The organism is Rhizobium sp. 10N414 (genome assembly GCF_056394785.1).
In genome coordinates, this window is the sequence record NZ_JBFTIN010000050.1 from 1 (window position 1) to 21,499 (window position 21,499).

The following is a 21,499-nucleotide window of genomic DNA, read 5'->3' on the forward strand; positions in this document are numbered from 1 at the left end:
AAACGTCATCAACAACGCAACATGAAACAGCGGTCCGCACATCCACGGTTTAGTACTCGTCCCGGTCGAACGATGCTCGGCCGGGCGTTGTTGAGCATGTCAAAAAGAGTTTGACCAACGCAATGCGATTAGACAACACCATCTAGTTCGTCTGGATCCGTTCCGGATAGATGTCGTAGCGCTTGTCGGCGACCGTGATGCGCACGGCCTTCATCCGTTTCTCGTCGGCCTTCAGCGAACGGTTTCCGAGGACGACAATCGGATCCCCCTTCTTCGCGGAGCCTTCGACAAAGCCCGAGCGTTCGGTCTGCCTGGGATTGCCGAGTTCGACGAGCCAGACGCCGTCGGCGGCGGTCGCAACGTCGAGCGTCGGGTGCGGCCCACCCATCGTGACCTTTTCGATCGTGCCATGCAATTCCGTCTGCTCTCCCTCGGCCCACGACCAGCCGTGGTGCGCCGCGGCTCCCGACGCCAAGGTCAGCGCGAGGACCGCACCAATTGCCATCCGTTTCGAGTTCATGAGACGCATGTTCGTTTCTCCCTACCTCAGGACAGGGGCGAATTGGCGTAGCACCAAGCAATGGAAAGCTATCTCACCGAATCTTGAAGCGACCATTATCCGCCTGATGGTCTCAAGCAACATGCAGCAGCATGGACGATGATTAGGCCTAGGCGAGCAAACGGGTGACTTCCGCGACCTTTGCCGGCGCGACAGCATCTGCGATCGTCGTGGAGAACAGCACCTTGCGGGTCGCATCCGCCACCTTGGCGAAAACATGGCGGATCTCGCAGTTCTGCTCTCCATCGCAATCATCGCATTTGCGATAAGCGGTGATCGAGAGGCAGGGAAGCGGTGCGATCGGCCCGTCGATGATGCGCAGCACCTCGCCGAAGGTGATCATGTCGGCCGGCTTCAGCAGCAGATACCCGCCCGTCTTGCCGCGGCGACTGACGACGATGCCCTGGTGCTTCAGGTCGAGAAGGATCTGTTCAAGGAACTTCTTTGGGATCTTCTGCTGCGCCGCAATGTCTGAGATCATCACCGGCTCGCCGTCATCGGCTGCCGCCAATACCGTCAGCGCCCTCAGCGCATATTTTGCCTTTTGCGTAATCATTTTTGACCGTCGACACACACATGGCGGGCGGAATCACAGACCCGCCGCAAGCAGGATCCTGTCTCTATGGCATGCGCAGCATGAACGGAATTTGAACAAGCCGGCGAAACCCTTGAGAGACAAGGTTTTTGGCCTTGTTTTTTCACCCTCGGCCAATACTGCAAATCTACGTCAAAATGCACTTGCGATGTCATCAATTCACATTTCCGATTGACAGGCAACGTGTTACTCTACTAAATCAATAGACAATTGGGCTGACCGTCGACAAACCATCGCGGCGCGGCTGCTTTTCCGCATTGCAGCGGCCGGGGAGAGATATTTGCTCCTATCGCGCCTGCTTTCGAAATCCGTTTTTCTGTCCGATCCAAGCCCGACCTGCGATACTCCGGCCAACATCAAGGACAGGATCCCCATGACTGTTGCTGCCAATCCGAACGCTGAAGCGGAAACGCTGAACGCGAACCTCGCGAGCCTTGACCTTGCGGAGCGTCTGTCGCTCGTCGCCGGCCTTGGCGGCCGCGTCGTCTTCACCACCTCCCTCGGCATCGAGGACCAAGTCATCACCGCCGAAATCGGCAACCACCGCCTTCCGATCGACGTCGTGACGCTGCAGACCGGACGGTTGTTTCCGGAAACGCTGGCGCTGATCGACGAGACCGAGAAGCAATACGATCTTCACATCAGCCGTTACGAGCCCGAACAGGCAGATATCGATGCCTATGCCGCCAAGTACGGCCTCAACGGCTTCTATGAGAGCGTCGAAGCCAGGCATGCCTGTTGTGGCGTGCGCAAGTTGAAGCCGCTTGCGCGAGCCCTGGCAGGGGCGACGATCTGGATCACCGGCCTGCGCCGTGGCCAATCGGCCAACCGCGCTGAGACGCCGTTTGCGGAATATGACGCGGAGCGTCATCTCCTGAAGGTGAACCCGCTCGCCGACTGGGACCTCGACGTTATCAAGGCCTATGTCGCCGACAACGGCGTGCCGATCAATCCGCTGCACGCCCGCGGCTATCCCTCGATCGGCTGCGAACCCTGCACCCGGGCGATCAAGCCGGGCGAGCCGGAACGCGCCGGCCGCTGGTGGTGGGAACAGGACGAAAAGCGCGAATGCGGCCTGCACGTGGCTGAAGAGGCCTCGGCGATTGCCGCACAACAGTAACCCGTCGACTTCGGGATCGGAGCGCGGCCCGTCGCCTGCGCTCCTCGAAGTCTGAAATGCACCCATTCCGGATGCCTCCCTTCCGAGAATGATTGAAGCCTGGAGTCAGAAATGCCCGATAGCCGTCCGGATACGGAACTCAACAATCCCCGGAGCGCCAAGCCGCCGCTCGACCCGCATTTGAAGGCTCTCGAAAACGAAGCGATCCACATTTTCCGTGAGGTCGCCGCCGAATTCGAGCGTCCCGTCATGCTCTACTCGATCGGCAAGGATTCGTCGGTCCTGCTGCATCTGGCCCGTAAGGCCTTCTACCCCGGTCGCGTCCCCTTCCCGCTGCTGCATGTCAACACCGGCTGGAAATTCCGTGAGATGATTGCCTTTCGCGATGAAACCGCGAAGAAATACGACCTCGACCTGATCGAGCACATCAATCCGCGGGGTGCGGCCGAAAACATCACGCCGTTCACGCATGGCTCGGCCGCCTTTACCGACATCATGAAGACCGAAGGGCTGCGCCAGGCCCTCGACGCCGGCCAATTCGATGCCGCCTTCGGTGGCGCGCGCCGCGACGAGGAAGCCAGCCGCGCCAAGGAACGCATCTATTCCTTCCGCACACCAGACCATCGCTGGGATCCGCGCAACCAGCGCCCGGAACTCTGGAACATCTATAATGGCCAGATCCGCAAGGGCGAAAGCGTTCGCGTCTTCCCGCTGTCAAACTGGACCGAAGTCGATATCTGGCGCTACATCCAGGCCGAAGACATTCCGCTCGTGCCGCTCTACTACGCCAAGAAGCGCCCCTATGTTGAGCGCGACGGCATGATGATCCTTGCCGAAGATCCGCGGCTGGAACTGTTGCCCGGCGAAGTGCGCCAGGAAGGCATGATCCGTTTCCGCACCCTGGGCGATTTTCCGCTGACAGGCGCCATCCCATCGAAGGCGACCACGCTCGAAGAGGTGATTGCCGAACTCGAAATTGCCACTGTCTCCGAACGACAGGGCCGCGCCATCGACCGCGACCAGTCCGGTTCCATGGAAAAGAAGAAGCGTGAAGGATATTTCTGAGATGACCGCAGCCGTAACCGCCGCACACGCCCTTGCCGTGCCCGCCGCAGATCCTGCGACGGCAACGCGCGACTCGCGACCGCTGCGCCTCATCACCTGCGGCAGCGTCGATGATGGCAAGTCCACCCTGATCGGCCGCCTGCTCTGGGATACCAAGGCCGTCAAGGAAGACCAGGCCGCCACGCTGCAGCGCGATTCCACCGGCAAGCAGAACGATCTCGGCCTGCCCGACTTCGCACTGCTGCTCGACGGCCTGCAGGCCGAGCGCGAACAGGGCATCACCATCGATGTCGCCTATCGCTACTTCTCGACCGACAAGCGCTCCTTCATCGTTGCCGACACGCCCGGCCACGAGCAGTACACCCGCAACATGGCAACCGGCGCCTCCACCGCCGATCTCGCCGTGCTCCTGGTCGACGCGCGCGCCGGCATTCTGGAGCAGACGCGTCGCCACGCAACGATCGCCTCGCTGCTCGGCATCAAGCAGTTCGTGCTTGCCATCAACAAGATCGACCTGACGAACTACGATCGCGCCGGCTTCGAGAAGATTACGCACGAGTTCCGCGAATTCGCGCTGTCGCTCGGCGTCAAGCAGATCACCGCGATCCCGATGTCGGCCCTGAAGGGCGAGAACGTCGTTTATTCCGGCGAGGCATCGATGCCGTGGTACGCCGGCCCGACGCTGGTCGAGACGCTCGAGCTTGCGACCGTCCGCTCCTCGCAGGCGACAGGCTTCCGCTTCTCGGTGCAGCGCGTCTCGCGTCCGGGGGAAAGCTTCCGCGGCTACCAGGGCACCGTTGCCGGCGGTTCCGTCAAGCCGGGTGATAGCGTCATGATCCTGCCCTCGGGTATGATCGCCAACGTTTCCAAGATCGTCACCTTCGATCTCGTGCGCAACGCCGCCGTTGCCGGTGATGCGATCACGCTGGTTCTCGACCGGCAGGTCGACGTTGCACGCGGCGACATGATCGTCTCGATCGACAGCCAGCCGCAGGTGGGCATCTCATTCGACGCGCAGATCGTCGCGCTGCAGCCGGAGGGTATCGAAGCCGGCAAGCGCTACTGGCTGAAGAGCGGCAGCCGTCGCCAGCGCGTACAGGTGCAGCCGGTGGCGCAGCTCGAGCTGAAGACCGGCGCCTGGGCCCCGGTCGATACGCTCTACATGAATGCGATCGGCAAGGTGCGCCTCGCCTTCGACGAACAGGCGATCTTCGACCCCTACGAGCAGAACCGGGCGACCGGCTCCTTCATCCTGATCGACCCCGACACCAACAACACGGTGGCCGGCGGCATGGTCAGCGGAAAGCGGAGCGAGCTCGGCGGCATCCACGGCGGCGATGCCCGCGTGATCCTGTCGCTGCCGGCCGACCTCGCCGACCAGATCATGGCGAGCGAACTCTTCGCCAACCGCCGCCATGAGGCGGAGGTGCGGCGCATGACCGCCGCTGAGGCGGCCGACCTCTGGTCGAACGCGGCAAGCGACATCTAGGCAAACGAAAACGGGGCCACATCGGCCCCGTTTCTCATTCTAAACTCGCCGCGTGACCCCTACCACAGTGGCATGTGGCGATTGACGTCCTTGTAGAGCAGGTAGCGGAAGCGTCCGGGACCGCCGGCATAGCAGGCCTGCGGGCAGAAGGCGCGCAGCCACATGAAGTCACCGGCTTCGACTTCGACCCAATCCTTGTTGAGACGATAGACGGCCCTGCCCTCGAGCACGTAGAGGCCGTGCTCCATCACGTGCGTTTCCATGAACGGGATCACGCCGCCGGGCTCGAAGGTGACGATGGTGACGTGCATGTCGTAGCGAAGATCGGCCGGGGCGATGAAGCGCGTCGTGGCCCAGGCGCCGTCCGTATCCGGCATCGGCTGCGGCGGGTGATTTTCCTCATGCGTGAAGATCGCCGGCGGCGGCTCCTGCCCCTCGACCTCTTGGAACGCCTTGCGGATCCAGTGAAACTTTACGGGTGCAGCACTCTTGTTCCACAGCGCCCAACGGGAGCCGGCGGGCAGGAAGGCGAAGGAGCCGGGGCGCATTTGGTGTGCCTTTCCGTCGAACTCGACGGTCATCTCACCGTCGACGACGAAGAGCACGCCTTCGGCGCGCTTCTCCGGTTCCGGCCGGTCGCTGCCGCCACCCGGCTGCACTTCCATGATGTACTGCGAGAACGTCTCGGAAAAACCGGTCAGCGGGCGGGAGATCACCCAGGCACGTGTCCCTTCCCAGTGCGGGAAGTAGCTGGTGACGATGTCAGTCATGACGCTGCGGGGGATGACGGCATAGGCCGTCGTGAACACCGCCTTGCTGGAGAGGAGTTCGGTCTGCGGCGGCAGGCCGCCCATGCTGGAGTAGAAGTTCGAGCTGCTCATTGGTTCACTTTTCACGGGCCGGGATTGTCAATCTGGTTTAAGCGCCGCATCTCTTCTAGGCAACCTTTAGATTGCCGTCGCCGCGGCAGACTGTCCGCGGTGCCTCGCTAGCTCAGGAGGGATCGATGAGTCTGGAAAAACTTCGGGAAGACTATGTTCAGAGGGTCAAGGAATACGAGGACAATCTCAAATCCATGTCCGAGAACGACGTCAAACACTTCCGCGCGGAGGATGGCGGGCCGCTCTCCGATATCACCGAGCAGATCCGCAACGAGTATTATCGGCATATCGAGACCTATGCGACCCTGATTGCCGAAATCGATGCCATTCTCGGAGCTTAGCGCGCTCGAAGCCGGAACAGCCGCTGCACCAGCGGTGCCGGATCGAAGCAAAGGGGGCTGTGCGTCCGTAGCCGGGCCCGAGGGTCGGGGACCCTGGCCACTACGGGTGCTGCATCCGATTGCTGAAATGATTGGGCAAGCCGTCTTAAGCGATCCTGGCAAGCCTGACATCGGTGTCATCGGCCAAGATCTCAGCCTGCGCGACGGACACGTTTGCCGACGCCATCAACAGCAGGCACAGGCCGACCGCGCGCGGTACTTCGGTTTCACCCGACGCCCAGCGACGTGTCGTCGTCTGATCGACACCAAAGAGCTTTTGGACACCAGCGGCGCTCAGTCCCGTGACGGCAACCGCAGCTTTGTATTCTGAGGTCTTCATGCACTGTTCCCCGCCCGCCGAAGCGCGCTTATCTGATATATCTTTATGTGAAGCTGCGTACTTTAGTTCTCGCTTATTTTTATGGATACCGAAATACGACATCTAAGCCTCCGTTTGCGACAGCGACGCCGATGCGACCTTTCGGCTGAATGTTCCAGAGGCTGTAGTTGTGTTGTTCACAGCAAGGAAGCTAAATGGCGGCGTAAGAAAAAAGCCCGCCTCCGCGGCTTTTCGGCTGGACATCGAAAACCTCCCGCCCGACCCGGCCCTTGGTGACAGCCAAGTCAATTCCTTTTGATGGCGGATCCGGTGTTTGCCGTAAACCGCTCTAGGACTCCAAGGCTCGTCCCGAGAAATCCCGAGACATCGTGGATCTTCACGAGCCGTAAATTTACTGTTGCGTACTTAACCGTTGGTCTCGTTTGTGGTCCGCTCCACCCAGAAGACATGTTCTCTACCGACTATTGCGGCTACTGTTCCAGGCACCCGCTTGACCGCGGATGGCAAAGCGATGGTCTTCAGAGGCTCGTTTCAAGGAGGATTTCGTGAAAAGGATAGTCGGCCTTGCGGCCATCTTTTGCTCGTTTTCTATTTTTGCTTTCGCCGCCGCGCCCAGTGATATCGCCGATCTCGTCGGTACTCGCGCGACGGACGCTGCGTCCAAGATGCAAGCCCGTGGCTACCGACACGTCAGGAGCAGCACTTGGTGGAACGACAAGACGGGCACGTGTGTCGATGTACGCGTGTCGTTTGGCCGCTACTCGCGTATCGATCAATTGAAGCCGTCTGCATGCGGCGAAGCTTCCGCCGGATCGCCGGACTTGAGCAACGTTCCGGCTCGCGCTTTGCGCGCGTGCAGCCGACGGGCCGATCGATATCAGAGCCCTCGAGGGGGAACGAACGTCGTCAAGGCAGCCGAGCGGACCGGTCCCACCTGGCTTCTGACGATCGCCACCCGACATTACACTCTAGAATGCACAGTTACGGCTTCCGGACGCGTAATTCGGATGGACACGAAGTAAAGAGCCAAGATCCACTGGAGATGCACCCCACATTTCCACAGCTCGTACAGCGGAGCTTCGGCATCAGCGTTTCAATTATCACTCGACCCCAAATCGCCGCCCAATCTCCCACCTGTCCAGCCAACAGAGATGACGGCATTTCGAGTTGCTCTTTCCGCGAGTCGGCGGCGGCGGCGCGTTTGTCTTCGCCGTCGGCTTAAGCGAACCACAGTCGAGAATTTGTAGCCGCCGACGGCTTTCCGACGGATTGGAATTCCAATCAATTGCTGAATCTGTCGGTGAGGTTTTTGTGCGTCCATTGGCACAAATGAAAAACCCCTGCAGAGCAGGGGTTTCGGCTGGTCGGAGTGGAGTGATTCGAACACTCGACCCCCACGTCCCGAACAACGAACCTTATCCCAAAAAGCCCGGAAATGCGGGCTTTCTTGCGTTCGCACGTGACGCTCAAACACGTTCTGTTCCGCCCATTCATTGCCAATCGTTGCCGTAACCGGATGCGGAACGATCACAACCACCCCCAAACGTCAACAAGGAGAAACATGGAAATTGTGAACCTACGGCCACCTTACCGGCCGCAGGATATGGCTGAATTTGACCTGCAAATCGGCCACCACCTGCGCATTTTCAATCTGGCCATAAGACGATTACCAAATGGCCATTATCGGATCATTGCCCCCAACGCTGCGGGCAAAAACTCTGCATCTTTTGCACCGACCTTGTCGGCCGAAATCGTAAGCGCTGCTCTGGCGGCAATAGGGGGCAAATCAGCCAATGACAATCATCGCGCAGCCTAATGACGGTCGACAGACAGTATGGAGCGAGTTTCAGCAGTTCTGCTGGATGCTTTCAGGCGATCCGGTGCTCGTGCCGTTCAAGGACGACCGGCCAGACTGGGAAAACGTCACCCGGGAAAGTCTTGAGAAGGTCGCCCATTGGTCCGACTTTGAAGTCGACGACATTCCTCGGCTAGCGGTTCTAACGGATAGCTTCGATCGTTTCATTGGCAAGGGCGACGATGTTTCAGTGGTGACCGCTTGGAACAATGGAACGCCGGAGATCCGCCAGATAGAAGGCTGGCGCTGTGAGCGTGCCGTGGATGTTATCATGGAAGCGATTGCTGACGACGTGCCGCTTGAGGATGTTTGCAACATGCCTCTTGCCGAGAAGGCGGTCGGTCCAGAGCCTGATCAGCCTGGCGCTGCTAACGACAATACCCCCACAGCAACGGCTGAAGTCAAAGAGCGCCTAACCCGCCTTCAGCGTGAGCATGGCGGAAACATTGCCGGATGCTCGGTTTTCGGAGCCACCGTCGACGGAAAGAGCGGCCGGATCACTATCGGAGGCGATGGTGTAGCCGTCTTACATACGATCCGTGGGAACTCACAGAAACGCCCCGAGTCTCTGCAACCCCCTTCAGCCTGGGCGACCCTTCGGCGATTCCGGAACGCGATTGGCTCTTCGGCAAGCATTTCATCCGCAAGTACGCAACTGCCTCGGTTGGGCCCGGCGGCGGCGGCAAGACCGCACATTCCATTTCGGAGACGCTTGCTATGGTTACCGGCCGCCCCCTGCTCAACGCTGATGGCCCGCTGACAAAGCCGCTGCGCGTTTGGTGGATTAACGCCGAAGACCCCCAAGATGAGATCGCTCGCCGCTTTCACGGTGCGGCCAAGCACTTTGGTGTTACCAACGAACAGATTGGTGGCCGGCTGTTCACTGACTCGGGACGCGATCAGGAGTTTGTTATAGCTCGCCAAGAAGGCCGAGACCTTAAGATCGTAGAGCCGTTTGTTGAAGATATGGTGGCTGAAATTCGGCGGCGCGAGATCGATGTCGTCATCATCGATCCGTTCGTTTCGACACATGAGGCCCAGGAGAACGACAACGGCGCCATGCAGCGAGTAGCCGCGGCCTGGGTTCGAGTTGCCGATGAGGGAAACTGCTGTGTCGAGCTAGTGCACCACGTATCGAAGAACCAGGGAGAAGTGACTGCTGATAGCGCCCGCGGTGGCGGCGCGTTTAAGGACAAGGTCCGGTCAATGCGAGTGTTTAACGTCATGACCCCTGCAGAGGCGGAGAAGGCCGGCGTCGAGGAGCCTAGATCATATTTCCGCGTCGACTTCGGAAAAGTGAATATGATCGCATCGGGCAACAGCCAGTGGCGACGGTTCGCATCTGTCAACCTTATGAACGGGCGCGGGCTTGCCAAGACCGGCGACGAGATCGGCGTCGTCGAGCCATGGAAGTGGCCATCCCCCGATGACATTGCGGATCGCCAGGCAGCTGCTCGAGCCGCTGTTGTAGCAGACGTGCCGGCGGAGACGCTGGCCGGGATCAAGATCCGCTTGCAGCACTCGGACTTCAAAGCCGACCCAAAAGGAAAACCATGGGCAGGTGATCTGCTCGTGGATCTCAGTGTCGCTACAGATAAAAGAGAGGCAAAGGGCATGCTCGAAGCATGGATTGAGGCTGGCGAACTAGAAGTCGTTGACCTCTATGATGCAGTCTCCCGCAAGCAGCGAAACTTCATCAAACCAGCGGCTGCGCCAACCTAAAAATAGTTGGCGCAAACGGGTCGGCGCATCGTCGCAAATCACGGTGCGCCGACGACCATATCCCTTGAGGATAGGTCGTCGCGCGCATGAGTGAGAACAAAAAATGTGTTGGCGCAAAACGGCGTCGGCGCAAACAAACTGGGCTTCCAAGACAGAGGTAAGGCGAACTAGCCGTAGACGAAATATATAGCGGCCAGAGCACCACAAATCGGCCCTGCCCAAAGAAAGACAGGCATCGCCCGGCGAGTCCCTTCAGCAATCGCTTCCTCGTTAAACCCGCCTTCGGCGTTTCTCTTCGAAGCTGGGAACTGCGCCTTGAGGTACGCACTCGATATCACATGTCCTGCGACAAAACCGATCAGGAAGACCGCAATCGCTGTCTTCCAGCTCCCCGTCTTCGCCCAGGTCCATATCGGCGGCGCAAGACCTGCGATCGTGTTGATAAGCTTAGTGCTTCCCGGCAATTGGCTTGGATGCATCGAATCCCCCTAATTCGCCCAAAAAGGTGGCACGACGTGAATGAGACGTCAATTTCGAGCCGCGCCAATCCTTTCAAAAACAAAGGAGAGCATTTGACCAACGCCGAACTACACCCCGACCGCCCCCTCCGCGGCAGGCGCCTCAGTTGGCAGGAGTTCTACCTGATGAGGCCAGATCGGCGGCCGGTGGCGGCTAACGATAACGAGCCTGCAGGGAGGCTAGGAAGGTTGACCGCTGCACATAGCGACGAGATCAGTTGTCGATGGAGAGTGGGCAAAGAGAAGTCGCCCCAATCGTGATTGCGGTATCGCTACCCAAGCAGTCATAGATGCAGATCTTATTCATTCCACTGGTATACTCGCCCTTCTTCATGCACATCATGGCAACTTCATTGGAAGGCATTTTTGTCATCGGCACGGGAGTGGTCGTGAAACCGGAAACCACGACGGCAGCGAGAAGTGTGAGCATATGAGTCCTCTGTTTGTCTGGCGACACGATACATGTTCGGCAATGCGCTGCAACTCCCTCATCCGCGTCCCTGCCACCACCGCGGCCAGAACAGTGGATTTAGCCAAAGCCGGTCATGCAGCCTGAGTTGCAAAGCGCTATCCTACGTCAACCATTACAGGATAGTGATTCGTGGCCGACAAAAAGTATCAAGTATTCGTTTCCTCGACTTTTCGTGACCTTGCCGACGAGCGACAGGATGCAATTCGAAACATTCTCGACCTGAAGCACATCCCGGCAGGCATGGAGTTATTTCCTGCGGCGGACGTCCAACAACTCACTTACATCAAGAAAGTGATCGACGAGTGCGACTACTACCTGCTGATAGTTGGTGGCAGATATGGATCGATGGACGGTGATGGCGTCAGCTTCACCGAACGGGAATATGACTATGCGGTCGAAACCGGAAAGGTCGTTCTGGCGTTCGTTCACGAGGACCCCGCTCAGATTCCGCTGGGAAAGAGCGAGGTCAAACCAAAGGTCGCCGCGGCGCTTGAAGCATTCCGTAAGAAGGTAATGACCGGCCGGCTTGTCCAACAGTGGAGCACAAGGCAGAGCTTGGAACCGCTCGTTCTGAAGGCCTTGATACATGCCTTCAACGATATGCCTCAGACTGGATGGATACGCGGTGACGCAGCAGCCAATCAGGAGGTCTTGGAGCAGGCAAATAAAGCCCTGCAAGAGAACGCCACACTTCGGGCTGAGCTCACAATGCTGAAAGCTGTTCCGTCTGCGAAATACGAGAACTTGGCCGATTTGGATGATCAGTTCGTAGTTCGTTACAAATATAGGTATCAAGCGCCCAGCGGGTCGACCAGATATCCCGAAGGATCAGCGACTTTCACGTGGCGTCAACTTTTCCTTCTGCTCGCCGCGAATCTGGACATCGCGAGAACAGAGGCAGCAATTGTAGCGGCCGTCAAACAAGCGGCAGACGAGGCGGACGTTTCCCATAAGCCGTTTTCAGTGAATGAAATTGATGTCACACGGATAAAAGTTCAATTTATTGCTTTGGGGCTTATAACAGCGAGAGTTACGGGCACGACACAGGGCGGGACAGCCGAATTCCTCACGCTCACCGACAAGGGAAGAGCCCTATTTATGGAGGGAATGGTAGTTCGAAGAGCAATTCCGGAATAATTCTCTCAAAGCCCACCCTTGACGATTTGCGACGCTCGCAACTTAATAGTTTGCAAATCCAATTCAGAGCAGAAATCGGCTTAAGCAGGTTTAGTGTTTAGCCTGCCGAACACTATATAAATGTAGGGGCCAACGAGCCCAGCCGTCTAGCGGTCTAGGAAGCAAGAGCCGGGACGCCGGCCGGAACAAACCTCAATTCCGAGGAACTGCACCAAATGTCATTTCAGGTAACGCGGCCAGTCGCCGCGAACGACAACGTGCCGCGTCATGCAGACGAATTCGCCACAGATCTCGCCGCAAGACGAGCGTGGCTTGAGAGCCTGCCTGGCAAAGCCAAGCCGGTGCTTGCCTGGCCAACGGTGGAACGTCTTTCCCGCCTCGACAGTCCGGAGGCAGCCCGTACCTTATATCGGTATGCAGAGTTGATGGCGCCGCCGCATATGGTCGCTGCAAACGACAATGATCCAGATGCAGCAGCTCCTGAAGGTGACCCAGACATGCGGCACGAGATGCGTCCCGGCATCGACGAAATGCTCGACGCTGCGTCGCCAGGCATGCGCTATCGGGTTGTTTCCGCGAAGATCAACGGCAGGTGGATAGTCACGGAACGACGCAAACCTGGCTTCACTTTTTCCGGAAGCCAAGTGCAGCTTGGCAATCTCCAATTTTGCGGCGGCAAGCTCGTTTGCTACGGGGAGACAGCGCGCGGAAGGCGCAAGACACCGGTGGAGCGCACACGGCAGCCCAAGGGCTATAAGGCGCCACCGAAGCGGTCTCAGCAATCAATCCGGTTCTTGCTTCCTGCAAACGACAACACGCCGATTGCTGACGGCGCTGGCTGGCTCGGTGGCGTGACACGTGCAACGGGCAACTCGACACGTCAAGATAATGGTGACCACGCGGCCGTGATAGAGATGGATCGGAATGCAAAGAAGACCGCTGTCCGCCTCGCCCTCGGCATGGATTCGGACGTTCTGGACGTTGCCATCACCGACGCTACCGCTCAACAAATTGGCGAGGCGTTCGGATATTCTGGCAAGACGGCTGAAAGGCAAGGAATTGCGCGGATCAACGCAGCGGTCAGAAAGTTGCAATCAATCGTTGCTTGATTGTCCCTAAAGTGGCTCGCGGGAACGTATCTAAATGAAGCGGTAGAAATACCGCTCCGTTCTTTGCCCGTCGCACTGCAGTTCCGCGCCGGGCCTCTTTATCTAAAGTTTCGCGCGCCAGCCCTTCGACAAGGCTTAAAGCACCGCTTCCCCCGTATCCGGCGATGTGAGGCGCGCGAAAACCCTCCAACGTGATGCCGGATGTACGCACACGTCGGAATTGTCACCGTATGGAGACATCGGTGATTGTCGGGCTCGAGCGCAGCGCCCTCCTCTCGCTGCTGCTCGCCTGCCCAACGCTAGCTGGCCCGAGGGCCGGCTTTTTTTATTGCCACCACACTCGCAAACCGCGCAGATCACGAAAGGATTGAGCGTGCCAACTATCACCTATGCCACGGCGGCCATTGCGCGCCACGTTGGCTTCTCTGAGGCGCGCGTCCGTCAAATCGCGCGCCGCCTTCGCGAAGCTGAGCTCATGCCCGCCGGTGCGCCTGGCGTTCCGCCCGAGGTCGATCGCCACGACCTTCTCACTTTGCTTATCGCATTGGCGAGCGACGCCACGGCAGCCAAAGCGGCAGATGCCGTCGCGACCTACGGCGCGCTCGTTCCCGGTGGCGCCAATCTCGATGGCGCGCCTGCCTCGATCCCGCGCACTATTCGCAGCGTGCTGGAAGTGCTGGCAGCGGAAGGCGCCGAAGGCCAGCCAGCCGCGCCGCTCGACATCGAATTCGTCTCGACCTGGCCAGAGATCGCTCTCCATTGGGAAGACGGCTCGGTTAGCCGATTCCGTCCGCATGGTTCGCTTGCTTCCCACTGGGAAGGTGACCGGATCCGTAAATCAATCACGATAACCGGCGCCGCGTTCGGCGCTCTATTCAAGGAGGTCTTCAATTGAAGAAACAAGAACCCTTCGCGATCCCGTCGTTGAGCGACGCTGACGTCGAGTACGGCACGTTAGCAGCTAAGTACATTGAGCTAGCCAACGAGCAGTCGCAGGTGCAGCACGAGGCGGACGCACTAGCGGAAGACATTCGCATTCGGAAGGCGCCATCTATCAGGCCGGGCGTTGCCGAACTTATCGGCCAGAACGTTGACACCACACTGCTGGATCGTCCCCGCAAGCTCGCCGCACTTCGTCAACGTGCGGCTGACCTCGAGGCTGCTGCAGAAATTATCCGTAGGCGTCGTGACGACCGGCTTGGTATCGCATCACTCGCCGCGTGCGCTCTCGTCAGGCCCGAGTACGCTCGCCGCATTGAAGCCTTCGTGGCGGCCCTAGAGGCAGCCAAGGCCGCTTACGATGCTGCTGAGGAGATCCTCGACGGCCTCGAGCGCGAAGATGTTCAAGTGGGCTATATGCAGCCGCCTCGCTCTCCATTTTTCGCGGGCCGCGACAATGGCATGACCCGCCTGATCGCCGATGCAAGGAGTTCCGGCCATGTCGCTTGAGAGAGCCAATGAGAAACGCGCCAAGGCTCCGCGCCTTATTAAGCTCCCCGGCGACAAGACGGCCCGCCGCTCAGATCGAGACCCACTGGAGATCGCCAAGGAGCTTCGCGCTAAGTCCCGGCTCGGTCAACGCGAAGCTAGGCTCGACGCTATGGAGCGAAAATGACGAACACCATCAGCGGTTACGCTGCCCGGTTCGGTGACGAGACAGTCATTGCCTCGTCGTTCCGCGAGAAGCTAGCGGCTGGCTGTTTCAGCAGGACACTGCGGGAAAGCCCTGATGTCGTGATGCTGTTGGATCATGACAGTGGCCGAGTGCTAGGCAGGACAACTGCCGGCACGCTGACGCTAAGAGAAGATCGCATTGGTTTGTGGTTCTCTCTCGAGGCGGACACCACAACGCCAAGCGGCATGGAAGCGCTTGGTACCGTGAAGCGAGGCGACGTGCATGGGTGCTCGTTCGGCTTCAGAGTCAGGTCTGAGGAATGGCAAGACGGCGACGACCGATTGCCTCTGCGCATCATTACGGATGTCGATTTGTACGAGCTCACGATCACGGCGTTCCCGGCTTATCCGACCACATCGGCAACAATCGCCGGCCAGCGCTCCAAAACGTCCAAGGCCGAGGCAGCAATGCGCGCCCGCGGCATTCCATTGAAGTAGGTTAGAATGAACGTTGAATTTCGATACGAACTCGGCGACCTCGTCGAGACGCGCCGCGGTGAGAGCGGCAAGATCATCGGGGCGTCGGTCGCGGAGGGCCGACATTCTCCATTCTTTCTGAGCTACAGGATCGAGAAGGATGACGGCACGTTTGCCTGGACCCCAGAGCACGCCATCACTCGTGTCCTGGGCTGGTAAAGGCAACGGGGGGTCTTCTGATCCTCTCCGCCATCTCCGCCACGGATCGGTGTGGCCCCATCGCGTGCATGAGCCTTGCCCCGGTTGAGAAAATATTCCGCTACCGCCAAAGGCCCTGAGTTGTGGGCCTTTGCGGCCATTTCTCCCTTCAGAAACGGTGAAATATCATGGCAAAATCGCCAAAACCGCCACCGCATTTGCGGCCGGCGACGCAGAAGTGGTGGAAATCGGTGATGGCTGATTTCGAGTTGGAGGATCACCATTTGAGACTTCTCCAACTGGCCGCGGAAGCTTGGGACCAGGCACAAGGCGCCAGAGAGGTTCTCGATAAGGACGGACAGACATTCACTGATCGCTTCGGCCAGCCAAAGGAGCGGCCAGAGGTTGGCATCCTACAGAATGCAAGAATCGCGTTTGCCCGCCTGCTTCGCGAGCTTGCCCTCGATGGGATCGATCAGCCAGAGGCTCCACGGATGTCCCGCACCCGTGATTATGGCCGGAGGGCCTGATGCCAGTCAGAAAACGTGCCAACCGAAAGCGGGCTATCGCTAGCGTCGACGAGTGGGATGCAGTCTTCTCAACAGGCTATGATCTGCTCTGGGAGTTGCAGATGTTGGGCGTCGAGATGGATGAATACGGCCGGCCCGACCTTGCCGTCACCGAAGAAGCATGGCGCCTCCTCGGCGAGGATTACCTCATGAAACCGCGGCATCCGGAGCTTCCAGAGCCGTGGGCACTTCAAATGTTTGGCGATCCACGGCCGCGTCGCGGTAAGCGGCGGCGCTAACGCGTAGCGAGGCGCTGTTTTAGCGCCTCCTTGTACTTCCTCGGAACATAGCCAAGGGTCCTTGAGCCACAATTAGGGCAGCGGTAAGCGCCGCTTTTGAACAAGGTCACCAAGAGCCAAACGATAAGCCAGGCGCCGCCGGTAAACACCGTGAGCAGCAAGTGCAGGATGTGATTTGGCGTTTGCCGCTCGGCAAGCACCATTGCGATTTCTTCTTCGCAGAACATCCGTCGTTTCTGTATCCCCATACACTAAAAAATAGAGCGAGATCGAACGAATGACAACTGACTTCGAGTGTCTCGTGGTGCGGTAACGCGTCTCTTGGGCGTCGCTCGCCTAGTCTTCAAGGAAACATCATGAGTTCATTTTTTACGTTCACCAGCGATGGCAGAGCGCAAATCCTTTCGGATGGCGCCTGGCTACACCCCGACGGCCGGCTGTATGCCGTCGATAAAAAGACTTGGGCATTTCCAAGCCATCCGATCGCGATCACCGCACGCGGTACATCCGCCTCTCAGGTCGGAGAGATCGTGGCACACTTGCTTGAGTTGTCCCGAACCAAGCCCAATTGGTCGGTCGATCGAATGTTGGACGGAATCCGCATGCTGTTCGTCCTGCTTTCCGATCGCGGTGAGATGCCGGCCGACTTTCTGATCGCGGCGTGGTCGCCGAAGGCCGGGGCGGTACATTATTACGTGCCGTGCTGCCACCGCGAAGCTTTCCCACTATTCGAACTCACCCGGCTTGATCCGAGCCAGCAGATGTCCTCGCCAGCACTTTCGCCAGCGGATCTGGCGCACCTCGGCATCAGTGCAGACGACACCGCCGCACACGATTTTCTGGAGCGGCACGGCGCTGAGATCATGCGCGCTATGCGTCAAAAGCGCGACAGCATCCCTGGCTCTGACGTGGATATGTTTCTCGTTGGCGGTCGGTGCGACCTGACTACCGTTTCGGCGGCAGGCGTTTCGACCAAAACACTATGCACATTCGATGATGAGATCGGGAAGCTGATCGATCCGAGCCGCGAGGCCGTGCCATGCAGCTAACGGTGGTCGAGAACGCCGAAATCATAGCCCCTGGCGATGGCGTCCAGATCTACCTCCGTCGCTCCCCGCTGCGGCAGGAACGGGACAGCCTTAAGGCTCCGGCCGGATCAACCATAGAGGAAATCGTTGAGCTCTGTGACGTCGGCGACGAGCGCCTGTATGTCACCATCAATGGCCACGCAATCGAACGATCCAACTGGGCCCGTGTCCGAGTTAAGCCAGGCGCCACGGTGAACATTGTCAAAGTTCCCGGCAAGGGCGCCCTGCGGAGCATCCTGGGGGCAGTCGTGGCGCTCGCTGCGGCTATCTTCGCGCCGTACCTGCTTGGCGCCATCGCGCCCGCATTGGTTGGCACGGCGGCAGGCACGGCTCTGACCGGCGTTATCGGTGCCGGCCTGCCGGTGACTGAGAGCTTGGCGATCGGCAGGTTGTTCCCATTAAGGCGTTTGGCTGAACAAGGGGAGTGTTGCCAATGATAACTGATGCTGAACTCGCTGACTTTCTCTCCGCAAGCGGGCACGACGATTGGGGCGCGTGGCGTCCCGATCCTGCCTTCCCACACGATGCGGCATGGAGCAACTCGCGTTTTTCCGTGCTCGCAATGCCGTCTGGTGATTGGACACACGTGATGATCCGACCGAAAGCCGGCGTGTCGGAGCCGAGGTGGCGCGACCGGCAGCGGATTAAGAACGACCTTTTCGGCGAAGAAGCCGTTGCAATCGAGGTGATGCCAAGGCAGCGCGATGTCGTTGCATCTGGAGAGGCTTATCACATTTGGCTCGCGTCGTCGGACAGTCTCAGTCTGCCAAGTTTGGCTGAGTAGCYACGCACACGCCACCCTGCTTGGCGTCCAACAAAAGGAAAATCGATTGACAAAAGCCAACGCCCAGCCGGGCGACCGATGCTCCGTGCCTTCGCGCGATGAGATCGGCCAGATCAACCCGCACAGCCCCGCCGGCAAGCCGAACCACTTCGCCTGCGGCGGTTACTTCGCGCCCCATGAGGCGCCCAACACCAAGGAATGCCAATGACACAAACAGCAACCTGGTCGGTGCCACTCTTTGGCCCGGCCTCGCCGACTCTTTTCGCACAGCGCATTGACGACAGCCTAGACGCGCTGCTTTCCAGTCATTCCGGGTCTGCGCGACCATCTTATGCCGTCGCCGGCACGATGTGGCTTAACACCGCATCGGCGGGCCTGCACAAGTATTACTTCTTCGACGGCACGACTGACCGGCTGGTGTTGACGATCAACACCTCGACCGGTGCGATTCAGTATGCCGATGGAGTGTCTAACGACGCTCTGGCAACCAAGGCGCCGATCAGCGTTTATGCGGCAAAGAGCAGTGGCTATACCGCCGTTGCGGCTGACGCTGGCAAAACGCTGCGATTCACCGCTGCGGCTACCTTGGCACTGACTGCCGCCGCGGCCTTGGGGAACGGATGGTCGCTGAATGTTGTTGCAGACGGCGGCGCGGTCACGATTGATCCGAACGGAAGCGAGACCATCAACGGCCAGACCACGCTTGTTGTCCCGAACGGCACGAGCGCAACCATCATCTGCGACGGCTCAAACTTCTTCACGGTTGTCCGCTCTCCAGGTTGGGAGACGATTTATAGCGGCGCTTTTTCGGCAGCTTCCGCAGTGGATTTCACTAACCTCGGTGCGTATAGGCGCCTGAGACTGGTTGGGAAGGCATCCCCCTCAGTGGGATCAAACTCCCTGTTCCTTAGAACATCTACCAACAACGGATCATCCTACGATGCAGGCGCATCCGATTACGCAATCCAAAGGCTGACAGTAGCGAGCTCCTCCGCTACGCCGGCGTTTGGTGTTGGATCGGCGTTCGATATTAGCCAGGCCTCTGCCAACGATGCAAATGCGGTAAATTCGTTCGATATCATTCTTGAGAGTTTCAACGAGGCTACCGCGATGACGTTCAATAGCAGATTCGTCGGCGTCAGCTCTTCGGCATTCTATTCAGCTTTCAACACCGGGGGTCGCAACAGCGTTGCTGCGCGTAACGCCCTTCGTCTCCTCCCGGGTTCTGGGACGATTACCGGGAGCGTCACACTTCAAGGGGTGAGGTCTTAAAATGGCAAACATTCACGTTGACGGTATTGTGGTCGAGATGACCCCTACCCAACTTACCGCTTTTGAGGCCGATCGCGCATCTTTGTCCATGCCGCCGACCGTTGAAAGCGTCTCCGCGCGTCAGTTCAAGCTTCAGCTTCTGGCGGCGGGCTTGCTTGATTCCGTAGAGGCGTGGGTCGCGAGCCAGTCGAGGGCGGTGCAAATCGCTTTCGAAAACTCGGGAACGTTCGTGCGCACCGAGCCCATGATGGCGGCGGGGTTCGCCGCGATGGGCGTAACCGAAGAGCAGATTGACGAGTTCTTCGAAGCGGCGTCGGTGCTTTGAGAGAAATGAAAAGGGGAGCCGAAAGGCTCCCCGATCCAAAATGGATAAACGCATTACTGCTGTGTTTTTCGAATAATGAAGTCTTTAAGCATTCTCATAATATAGAGAAGATTATTGACTGCCTTTAGTATTTCAAAAAAATCGTCCAATTCCATTTATATATTCTCCTAGGTAGCAAAGGCCCTCCGTTTCATCGAGTTCTGAAACATATCGGGTATCCCTTTCGTCGTTAAAACACAGCACTATTACTGTGCGAGGTTTTGATACTTTAATAGGAGGTTGCAGTCAAGAAGATTCCTATTCTCTAATTAAATTAATCTTTTAAAATTCAAAGAGTTAATTCATCGAGAGATCAATCGCGATTATTCCGCTCATGGGGTGGCATTGTTGTGTTTTCCAGGCACAGCCGCTTCCTTGGCGACGGACGTATTATGACGGGATTTGCGATTCAAAGGGTGCCGACAGCCGGGCTCATCCACAAAGAATTTTGTTCTTGTTGTGTTTCAGCTTTCTGCCTAAGCTCCTGTAACGCTTAATGTGTCCAGCTGTTCAAGTGTGCCGTGGCAATGCAAAGACCGACTGATGATCAAATTCTAGAGTACACTGGTCGGTTTGTCGAAGTGATGAGAGAAGACTTCGAGCGCTCATTTGGGTTGAGAGAATTCAGAATTTATGCCGGGGCCGAATTTGACTTCGATGCTCGCGACATGGATGACGATCTCGAGCTCGCGGTAATCCGGCGCTTCGACGCCCACTACGATTTAGTGCGGGCAACTTTCGACATGCGTTGGGAATTTCTGGACTCGCACATAGAGGCGCGGTTGAGGCGGGAGTCCGGTACGACGTAGCGGAATGCGTCTCGATGTGCACACAGGCGGTTCGGGGCGACAGACCTGCCACCGCCCCCATGCCCGCCCAAGAGATCACCTCGCCGAGCAATTCTTGCTACGCATTGCGTTTTGAATTGCCTGAACCTTGCCCTTGGCGACGGCAACCTGGCCTTCCTTGTCGCCGCCAAACGTGCTCGATGTCGGCACGCCGATCAGGAACACTCCAACAGCATCGCCGGTAGCAGCGTCATTTTGGGCCTTGGAAACGGTAGCAAGATTTTCCTGCTCCTTGACAAGTTCCGCAGCTAGGACTGGACAGCTGGAGCCCGTGTACGCAGCCATCGGGATATCGACAGGTACGATTGCGCGTCAGGACGCTTTGCACAGGAAGTGGCGGCCAGCAGCGATGCCAGCACAACGTAACGAATTTTCACTTAAGGCCCCTCAAAATAATCTTAACCCGCTGTTACGTATGCATGTTCGCAGTCGAGGCGGAAGCGGCTATTTGAGGTTGTCCACTGTCGGTCACAGCAGCTTTTGTCGCAGGGGCGTTCGTCCACACCGTTTTGCGACGAGGCGACAAATTGTCGTTGATCCGGGAGAGAGCTTGTAGCAGTGTGTTTTTGGCTTCGGCGAGATCAGCATTCGCGCTGATCCGCCTTTGGGGAGCCACCTGACGCGGGAGAATGCGGCCTGCCTGCTAGCTGATGCCGTATTCCCCGCTGCCAGGACCCTTAGAGAACCAAACTCATGAAATATTCGCAAGCGTAGAACGGCAGTATTGCGCTTTTATCCCGTGGTGATTTGGCCGGTCGGCTTACATTCAGGCTTAACCAGGTGACGAAAAGTACCGGCAGATGA

Annotated in this window: 27 protein-coding genes and 1 pseudogene; 21 read left to right on the top strand and 7 right to left on the bottom strand. The window is 58.4% G+C overall.

The window, feature by feature from the left end; translation table 11 throughout:
- Positions 1-142: 142 nt before the first annotated feature.
- On the bottom strand, positions 143-529 hold the full coding sequence (locus tag AC1DE4_RS27960) for a DUF6152 family protein (protein WP_018858472.1): 387 nt from the start codon (positions 527-529) through the stop codon (positions 143-145).
- A 139-nt stretch (positions 530-668) separates the two neighbouring features.
- On the bottom strand, positions 669-1,115 hold the full coding sequence (locus tag AC1DE4_RS27965) for an RrF2 family transcriptional regulator (RefSeq protein ID WP_018858473.1): 447 nt from the start codon (positions 1,113-1,115) through the stop codon (positions 669-671).
- Between the two features lie 412 nt (positions 1,116-1,527).
- Here AC1DE4_RS27965 and AC1DE4_RS27970 point away from each other — a divergent pair, with 412 nt between their 5' ends.
- The 3 genes from AC1DE4_RS27970 (at position 1,528) to cysN (ending at position 4,828) form a co-directional block, all read left to right on the top strand.
- Positions 1,528-2,274, top strand: a complete 747-nt coding sequence (locus AC1DE4_RS27970; RefSeq protein ID WP_018116470.1) for a phosphoadenylyl-sulfate reductase — start codon at positions 1,528-1,530, stop codon at positions 2,272-2,274.
- Positions 2,275-2,385: 111 nt separating this feature from the next.
- Positions 2,386-3,339, top strand: a complete 954-nt coding sequence (gene cysD / locus AC1DE4_RS27975; RefSeq protein ID WP_018116469.1) for a sulfate adenylyltransferase subunit CysD — start codon at positions 2,386-2,388, stop codon at positions 3,337-3,339.
- A gap of 1 nt (position 3,340) precedes the next feature.
- A complete protein-coding gene (cysN, locus tag AC1DE4_RS27980; RefSeq protein ID WP_169683904.1) occupies positions 3,341-4,828 on the top strand; it encodes a sulfate adenylyltransferase subunit CysN in 1,488 nt (495 codons plus the stop codon).
- A 59-nt stretch (positions 4,829-4,887) separates the two neighbouring features.
- On the opposite strand, the gene AC1DE4_RS27985 is transcribed toward cysN, so the two are convergent.
- Positions 4,888-5,709: a bifunctional allantoicase/(S)-ureidoglycine aminohydrolase gene (locus tag AC1DE4_RS27985; protein WP_018858476.1), complete on the bottom strand. Its 822-nt coding sequence runs from the start codon at positions 5,707-5,709 to the stop codon at positions 4,888-4,890.
- Positions 5,710-5,834: 125 nt separating this feature from the next.
- On the opposite strand from AC1DE4_RS27985, the gene AC1DE4_RS27990 reads away from it, so the two are divergent.
- Positions 5,835-6,050 (top strand): hypothetical protein, encoded by a 216-nt coding sequence (locus AC1DE4_RS27990; protein WP_169683905.1) that lies wholly within the window; start codon positions 5,835-5,837, stop codon positions 6,048-6,050.
- Positions 6,051-6,195: 145 nt separating this feature from the next.
- Here the strand turns inward: AC1DE4_RS27990 and AC1DE4_RS27995 are convergent, their stop codons facing one another.
- Entirely contained in the window at positions 6,196-6,429 is a 234-nt protein-coding gene (locus AC1DE4_RS27995; RefSeq protein ID WP_018858477.1) for a hypothetical protein, read from the bottom strand.
- A gap of 518 nt (positions 6,430-6,947) precedes the next feature.
- Positions 6,948-7,205: a hypothetical protein gene (locus AC1DE4_RS28000; protein WP_192304339.1), complete on the bottom strand. Its 258-nt coding sequence runs from the start codon at positions 7,203-7,205 to the stop codon at positions 6,948-6,950.
- Between the two features lie 785 nt (positions 7,206-7,990).
- On the opposite strand from AC1DE4_RS28000, the gene AC1DE4_RS28005 reads away from it, so the two are divergent.
- Together AC1DE4_RS28005 and AC1DE4_RS28010 are read left to right on the top strand one after the other, a co-directional pair.
- Positions 7,991-8,245, top strand: a complete 255-nt coding sequence (locus AC1DE4_RS28005) for a hypothetical protein (protein WP_477884090.1) — start codon at positions 7,991-7,993, stop codon at positions 8,243-8,245.
- 492 nt (positions 8,246-8,737) lie between these two features.
- The gene (locus tag AC1DE4_RS28010) at positions 8,738-10,006 is read left to right on the top strand and encodes an AAA family ATPase (RefSeq protein ID WP_477884092.1); all 1,269 of its coding nucleotides are present in this window, start codon (positions 8,738-8,740) and stop codon (positions 10,004-10,006) included.
- A 732-nt stretch (positions 10,007-10,738) separates the two neighbouring features.
- Here the strand turns inward: AC1DE4_RS28010 and AC1DE4_RS28015 are convergent.
- A complete protein-coding gene (locus AC1DE4_RS28015) occupies positions 10,739-10,954 on the bottom strand; it encodes a hypothetical protein (RefSeq protein WP_477884094.1) in 216 nt (71 codons plus the stop codon).
- Positions 10,955-11,125: 171 nt separating this feature from the next.
- On the opposite strand from AC1DE4_RS28015, the gene AC1DE4_RS28020 reads away from it, so the two are divergent.
- The 15 genes from AC1DE4_RS28020 (at position 11,126) to AC1DE4_RS28090 (ending at position 19,808) form a co-directional block, all read left to right on the top strand.
- Positions 11,126-12,133: a DUF4062 domain-containing protein gene (locus AC1DE4_RS28020; protein ID WP_477884096.1), complete on the top strand. Its 1,008-nt coding sequence runs from the start codon at positions 11,126-11,128 to the stop codon at positions 12,131-12,133.
- 215 nt (positions 12,134-12,348) lie between these two features.
- Positions 12,349-13,242, top strand: coding sequence for a hypothetical protein (locus AC1DE4_RS28025; RefSeq protein WP_477884098.1), 894 nt, complete (start codon positions 12,349-12,351; stop codon positions 13,240-13,242).
- 373 nt (positions 13,243-13,615) lie between these two features.
- Positions 13,616-14,137 carry a hypothetical protein gene (locus AC1DE4_RS28030; protein WP_477884099.1) on the top strand — a complete coding sequence of 174 codons (522 nt, stop codon included), beginning with the start codon at positions 13,616-13,618 and terminating at the stop codon, positions 14,135-14,137.
- Positions 14,134-14,691, top strand: a complete 558-nt coding sequence (locus AC1DE4_RS28035) for a hypothetical protein (RefSeq protein WP_477884101.1) — start codon at positions 14,134-14,136, stop codon at positions 14,689-14,691. The genes AC1DE4_RS28030 and AC1DE4_RS28035 overlap by 4 nt, the downstream gene beginning before the upstream one ends.
- Positions 14,681-14,857, top strand: coding sequence for a hypothetical protein (locus AC1DE4_RS28040; protein ID WP_477884103.1), 177 nt, complete (start codon positions 14,681-14,683; stop codon positions 14,855-14,857). Before AC1DE4_RS28035 ends, AC1DE4_RS28040 begins: the two co-directional genes overlap by 11 nt.
- Positions 14,854-15,354: an HK97 family phage prohead protease gene (locus tag AC1DE4_RS28045; protein WP_477884104.1), complete on the top strand. Its 501-nt coding sequence runs from the start codon at positions 14,854-14,856 to the stop codon at positions 15,352-15,354. Before AC1DE4_RS28040 ends, AC1DE4_RS28045 begins: the two co-directional genes overlap by 4 nt.
- Before the next feature lie 6 nt (positions 15,355-15,360).
- Positions 15,361-15,552, top strand: coding sequence for a hypothetical protein (locus AC1DE4_RS28050; protein WP_477884106.1), 192 nt, complete (start codon positions 15,361-15,363; stop codon positions 15,550-15,552).
- A 167-nt stretch (positions 15,553-15,719) separates the two neighbouring features.
- The gene (locus AC1DE4_RS28055; RefSeq protein ID WP_477884108.1) at positions 15,720-16,061 is read left to right on the top strand and encodes a P27 family phage terminase small subunit; all 342 of its coding nucleotides are present in this window, start codon (positions 15,720-15,722) and stop codon (positions 16,059-16,061) included.
- The gene (locus tag AC1DE4_RS28060) at positions 16,061-16,339 is read left to right on the top strand and encodes a hypothetical protein (RefSeq protein ID WP_477884110.1); all 279 of its coding nucleotides are present in this window, start codon (positions 16,061-16,063) and stop codon (positions 16,337-16,339) included. The genes AC1DE4_RS28055 and AC1DE4_RS28060 overlap by 1 nt, the downstream gene beginning before the upstream one ends.
- Before the next feature lie 356 nt (positions 16,340-16,695).
- Positions 16,696-17,388 carry a hypothetical protein gene (locus AC1DE4_RS28065; RefSeq protein ID WP_477884112.1) on the top strand — a complete coding sequence of 231 codons (693 nt, stop codon included), beginning with the start codon at positions 16,696-16,698 and terminating at the stop codon, positions 17,386-17,388.
- Positions 17,379-17,864 carry a hypothetical protein gene (locus AC1DE4_RS28070; protein ID WP_477884114.1) on the top strand — a complete coding sequence of 162 codons (486 nt, stop codon included), beginning with the start codon at positions 17,379-17,381 and terminating at the stop codon, positions 17,862-17,864. The genes AC1DE4_RS28065 and AC1DE4_RS28070 overlap by 10 nt, the downstream gene beginning before the upstream one ends.
- The gene (locus AC1DE4_RS28075; RefSeq protein WP_477884116.1) at positions 17,861-18,211 is read left to right on the top strand and encodes a DUF7694 domain-containing protein; all 351 of its coding nucleotides are present in this window, start codon (positions 17,861-17,863) and stop codon (positions 18,209-18,211) included. The genes AC1DE4_RS28070 and AC1DE4_RS28075 overlap by 4 nt, the downstream gene beginning before the upstream one ends.
- A 46-nt stretch (positions 18,212-18,257) precedes the next feature.
- A complete protein-coding gene (locus AC1DE4_RS28080) occupies positions 18,258-18,419 on the top strand; it encodes a hypothetical protein (RefSeq protein WP_477884118.1) in 162 nt (53 codons plus the stop codon).
- Positions 18,416-19,483 (top strand): hypothetical protein, encoded by a 1,068-nt coding sequence (locus AC1DE4_RS28085; RefSeq protein WP_477884120.1) that lies wholly within the window; start codon positions 18,416-18,418, stop codon positions 19,481-19,483. The genes AC1DE4_RS28080 and AC1DE4_RS28085 overlap by 4 nt, the downstream gene beginning before the upstream one ends.
- A 1-nt stretch (position 19,484) precedes the next feature.
- A complete protein-coding gene (locus AC1DE4_RS28090) occupies positions 19,485-19,808 on the top strand; it encodes a hypothetical protein (protein WP_477884122.1) in 324 nt (107 codons plus the stop codon).
- A 923-nt stretch (positions 19,809-20,731) separates the two neighbouring features.
- Here the strand turns inward: AC1DE4_RS28090 and AC1DE4_RS28095 are convergent.
- A pseudogene (locus tag AC1DE4_RS28095) lies at positions 20,732-21,072 on the bottom strand (hypothetical protein).
- Positions 21,073-21,499 lie beyond the last annotated feature (427 nt).

Excerpts from the sequence above, each read along its gene's own strand:
- AC1DE4_RS27985 (WP_018858476.1), bottom strand. The coding sequence starts at position 5,709 with ATGAGCAGCTCGAACTTCTACTCCAGCATGGGCGGCCTGCCGCCGCAG.
- AC1DE4_RS27970 (WP_018116470.1), top strand. The coding sequence starts at position 1,528 with ATGACTGTTGCTGCCAATCCGAACGCTGAAGCGGAAACGCTGAACGCG.
- AC1DE4_RS28025 (WP_477884098.1), top strand. The coding sequence starts at position 12,349 with ATGTCATTTCAGGTAACGCGGCCAGTCGCCGCGAACGACAACGTGCCG.
- AC1DE4_RS28015 (WP_477884094.1), bottom strand. The coding sequence starts at position 10,954 with ATGCTCACACTTCTCGCTGCCGTCGTGGTTTCCGGTTTCACGACCACT.
- AC1DE4_RS28005 (WP_477884090.1), top strand. The coding sequence starts at position 7,991 with ATGGAAATTGTGAACCTACGGCCACCTTACCGGCCGCAGGATATGGCT.
- AC1DE4_RS28090 (WP_477884122.1), top strand. The coding sequence starts at position 19,485 with ATGGCAAACATTCACGTTGACGGTATTGTGGTCGAGATGACCCCTACC.
- AC1DE4_RS28045 (WP_477884104.1), top strand. The coding sequence starts at position 14,854 with ATGACGAACACCATCAGCGGTTACGCTGCCCGGTTCGGTGACGAGACA.
- AC1DE4_RS28065 (WP_477884112.1), top strand. The coding sequence starts at position 16,696 with ATGAGTTCATTTTTTACGTTCACCAGCGATGGCAGAGCGCAAATCCTT.
- AC1DE4_RS28070 (WP_477884114.1), top strand. The coding sequence starts at position 17,379 with ATGCAGCTAACGGTGGTCGAGAACGCCGAAATCATAGCCCCTGGCGAT.
- AC1DE4_RS28060 (WP_477884110.1), top strand. The coding sequence starts at position 16,061 with ATGCCAGTCAGAAAACGTGCCAACCGAAAGCGGGCTATCGCTAGCGTC.
- AC1DE4_RS27960 (WP_018858472.1), bottom strand. The coding sequence starts at position 529 with ATGCGTCTCATGAACTCGAAACGGATGGCAATTGGTGCGGTCCTCGCG.
- AC1DE4_RS27995 (WP_018858477.1), bottom strand. The coding sequence starts at position 6,429 with ATGAAGACCTCAGAATACAAAGCTGCGGTTGCCGTCACGGGACTGAGC.
- AC1DE4_RS27990 (WP_169683905.1), top strand. The coding sequence starts at position 5,835 with ATGAGTCTGGAAAAACTTCGGGAAGACTATGTTCAGAGGGTCAAGGAA.
- cysD (WP_018116469.1), top strand. The coding sequence starts at position 2,386 with ATGCCCGATAGCCGTCCGGATACGGAACTCAACAATCCCCGGAGCGCC.
- AC1DE4_RS28010 (WP_477884092.1), top strand. The coding sequence starts at position 8,738 with ATGCTCGGTTTTCGGAGCCACCGTCGACGGAAAGAGCGGCCGGATCAC.
- AC1DE4_RS28040 (WP_477884103.1), top strand. The coding sequence starts at position 14,681 with ATGTCGCTTGAGAGAGCCAATGAGAAACGCGCCAAGGCTCCGCGCCTT.
- AC1DE4_RS28085 (WP_477884120.1), top strand. The coding sequence starts at position 18,416 with ATGACACAAACAGCAACCTGGTCGGTGCCACTCTTTGGCCCGGCCTCG.
- AC1DE4_RS27965 (WP_018858473.1), bottom strand. The coding sequence starts at position 1,115 with ATGATTACGCAAAAGGCAAAATATGCGCTGAGGGCGCTGACGGTATTG.
- cysN (WP_169683904.1), top strand. The coding sequence starts at position 3,341 with ATGACCGCAGCCGTAACCGCCGCACACGCCCTTGCCGTGCCCGCCGCA.
- AC1DE4_RS28055 (WP_477884108.1), top strand. The coding sequence starts at position 15,720 with ATGGCAAAATCGCCAAAACCGCCACCGCATTTGCGGCCGGCGACGCAG.
- AC1DE4_RS28075 (WP_477884116.1), top strand. The coding sequence starts at position 17,861 with ATGATAACTGATGCTGAACTCGCTGACTTTCTCTCCGCAAGCGGGCAC.
- AC1DE4_RS28050 (WP_477884106.1), top strand. The coding sequence starts at position 15,361 with ATGAACGTTGAATTTCGATACGAACTCGGCGACCTCGTCGAGACGCGC.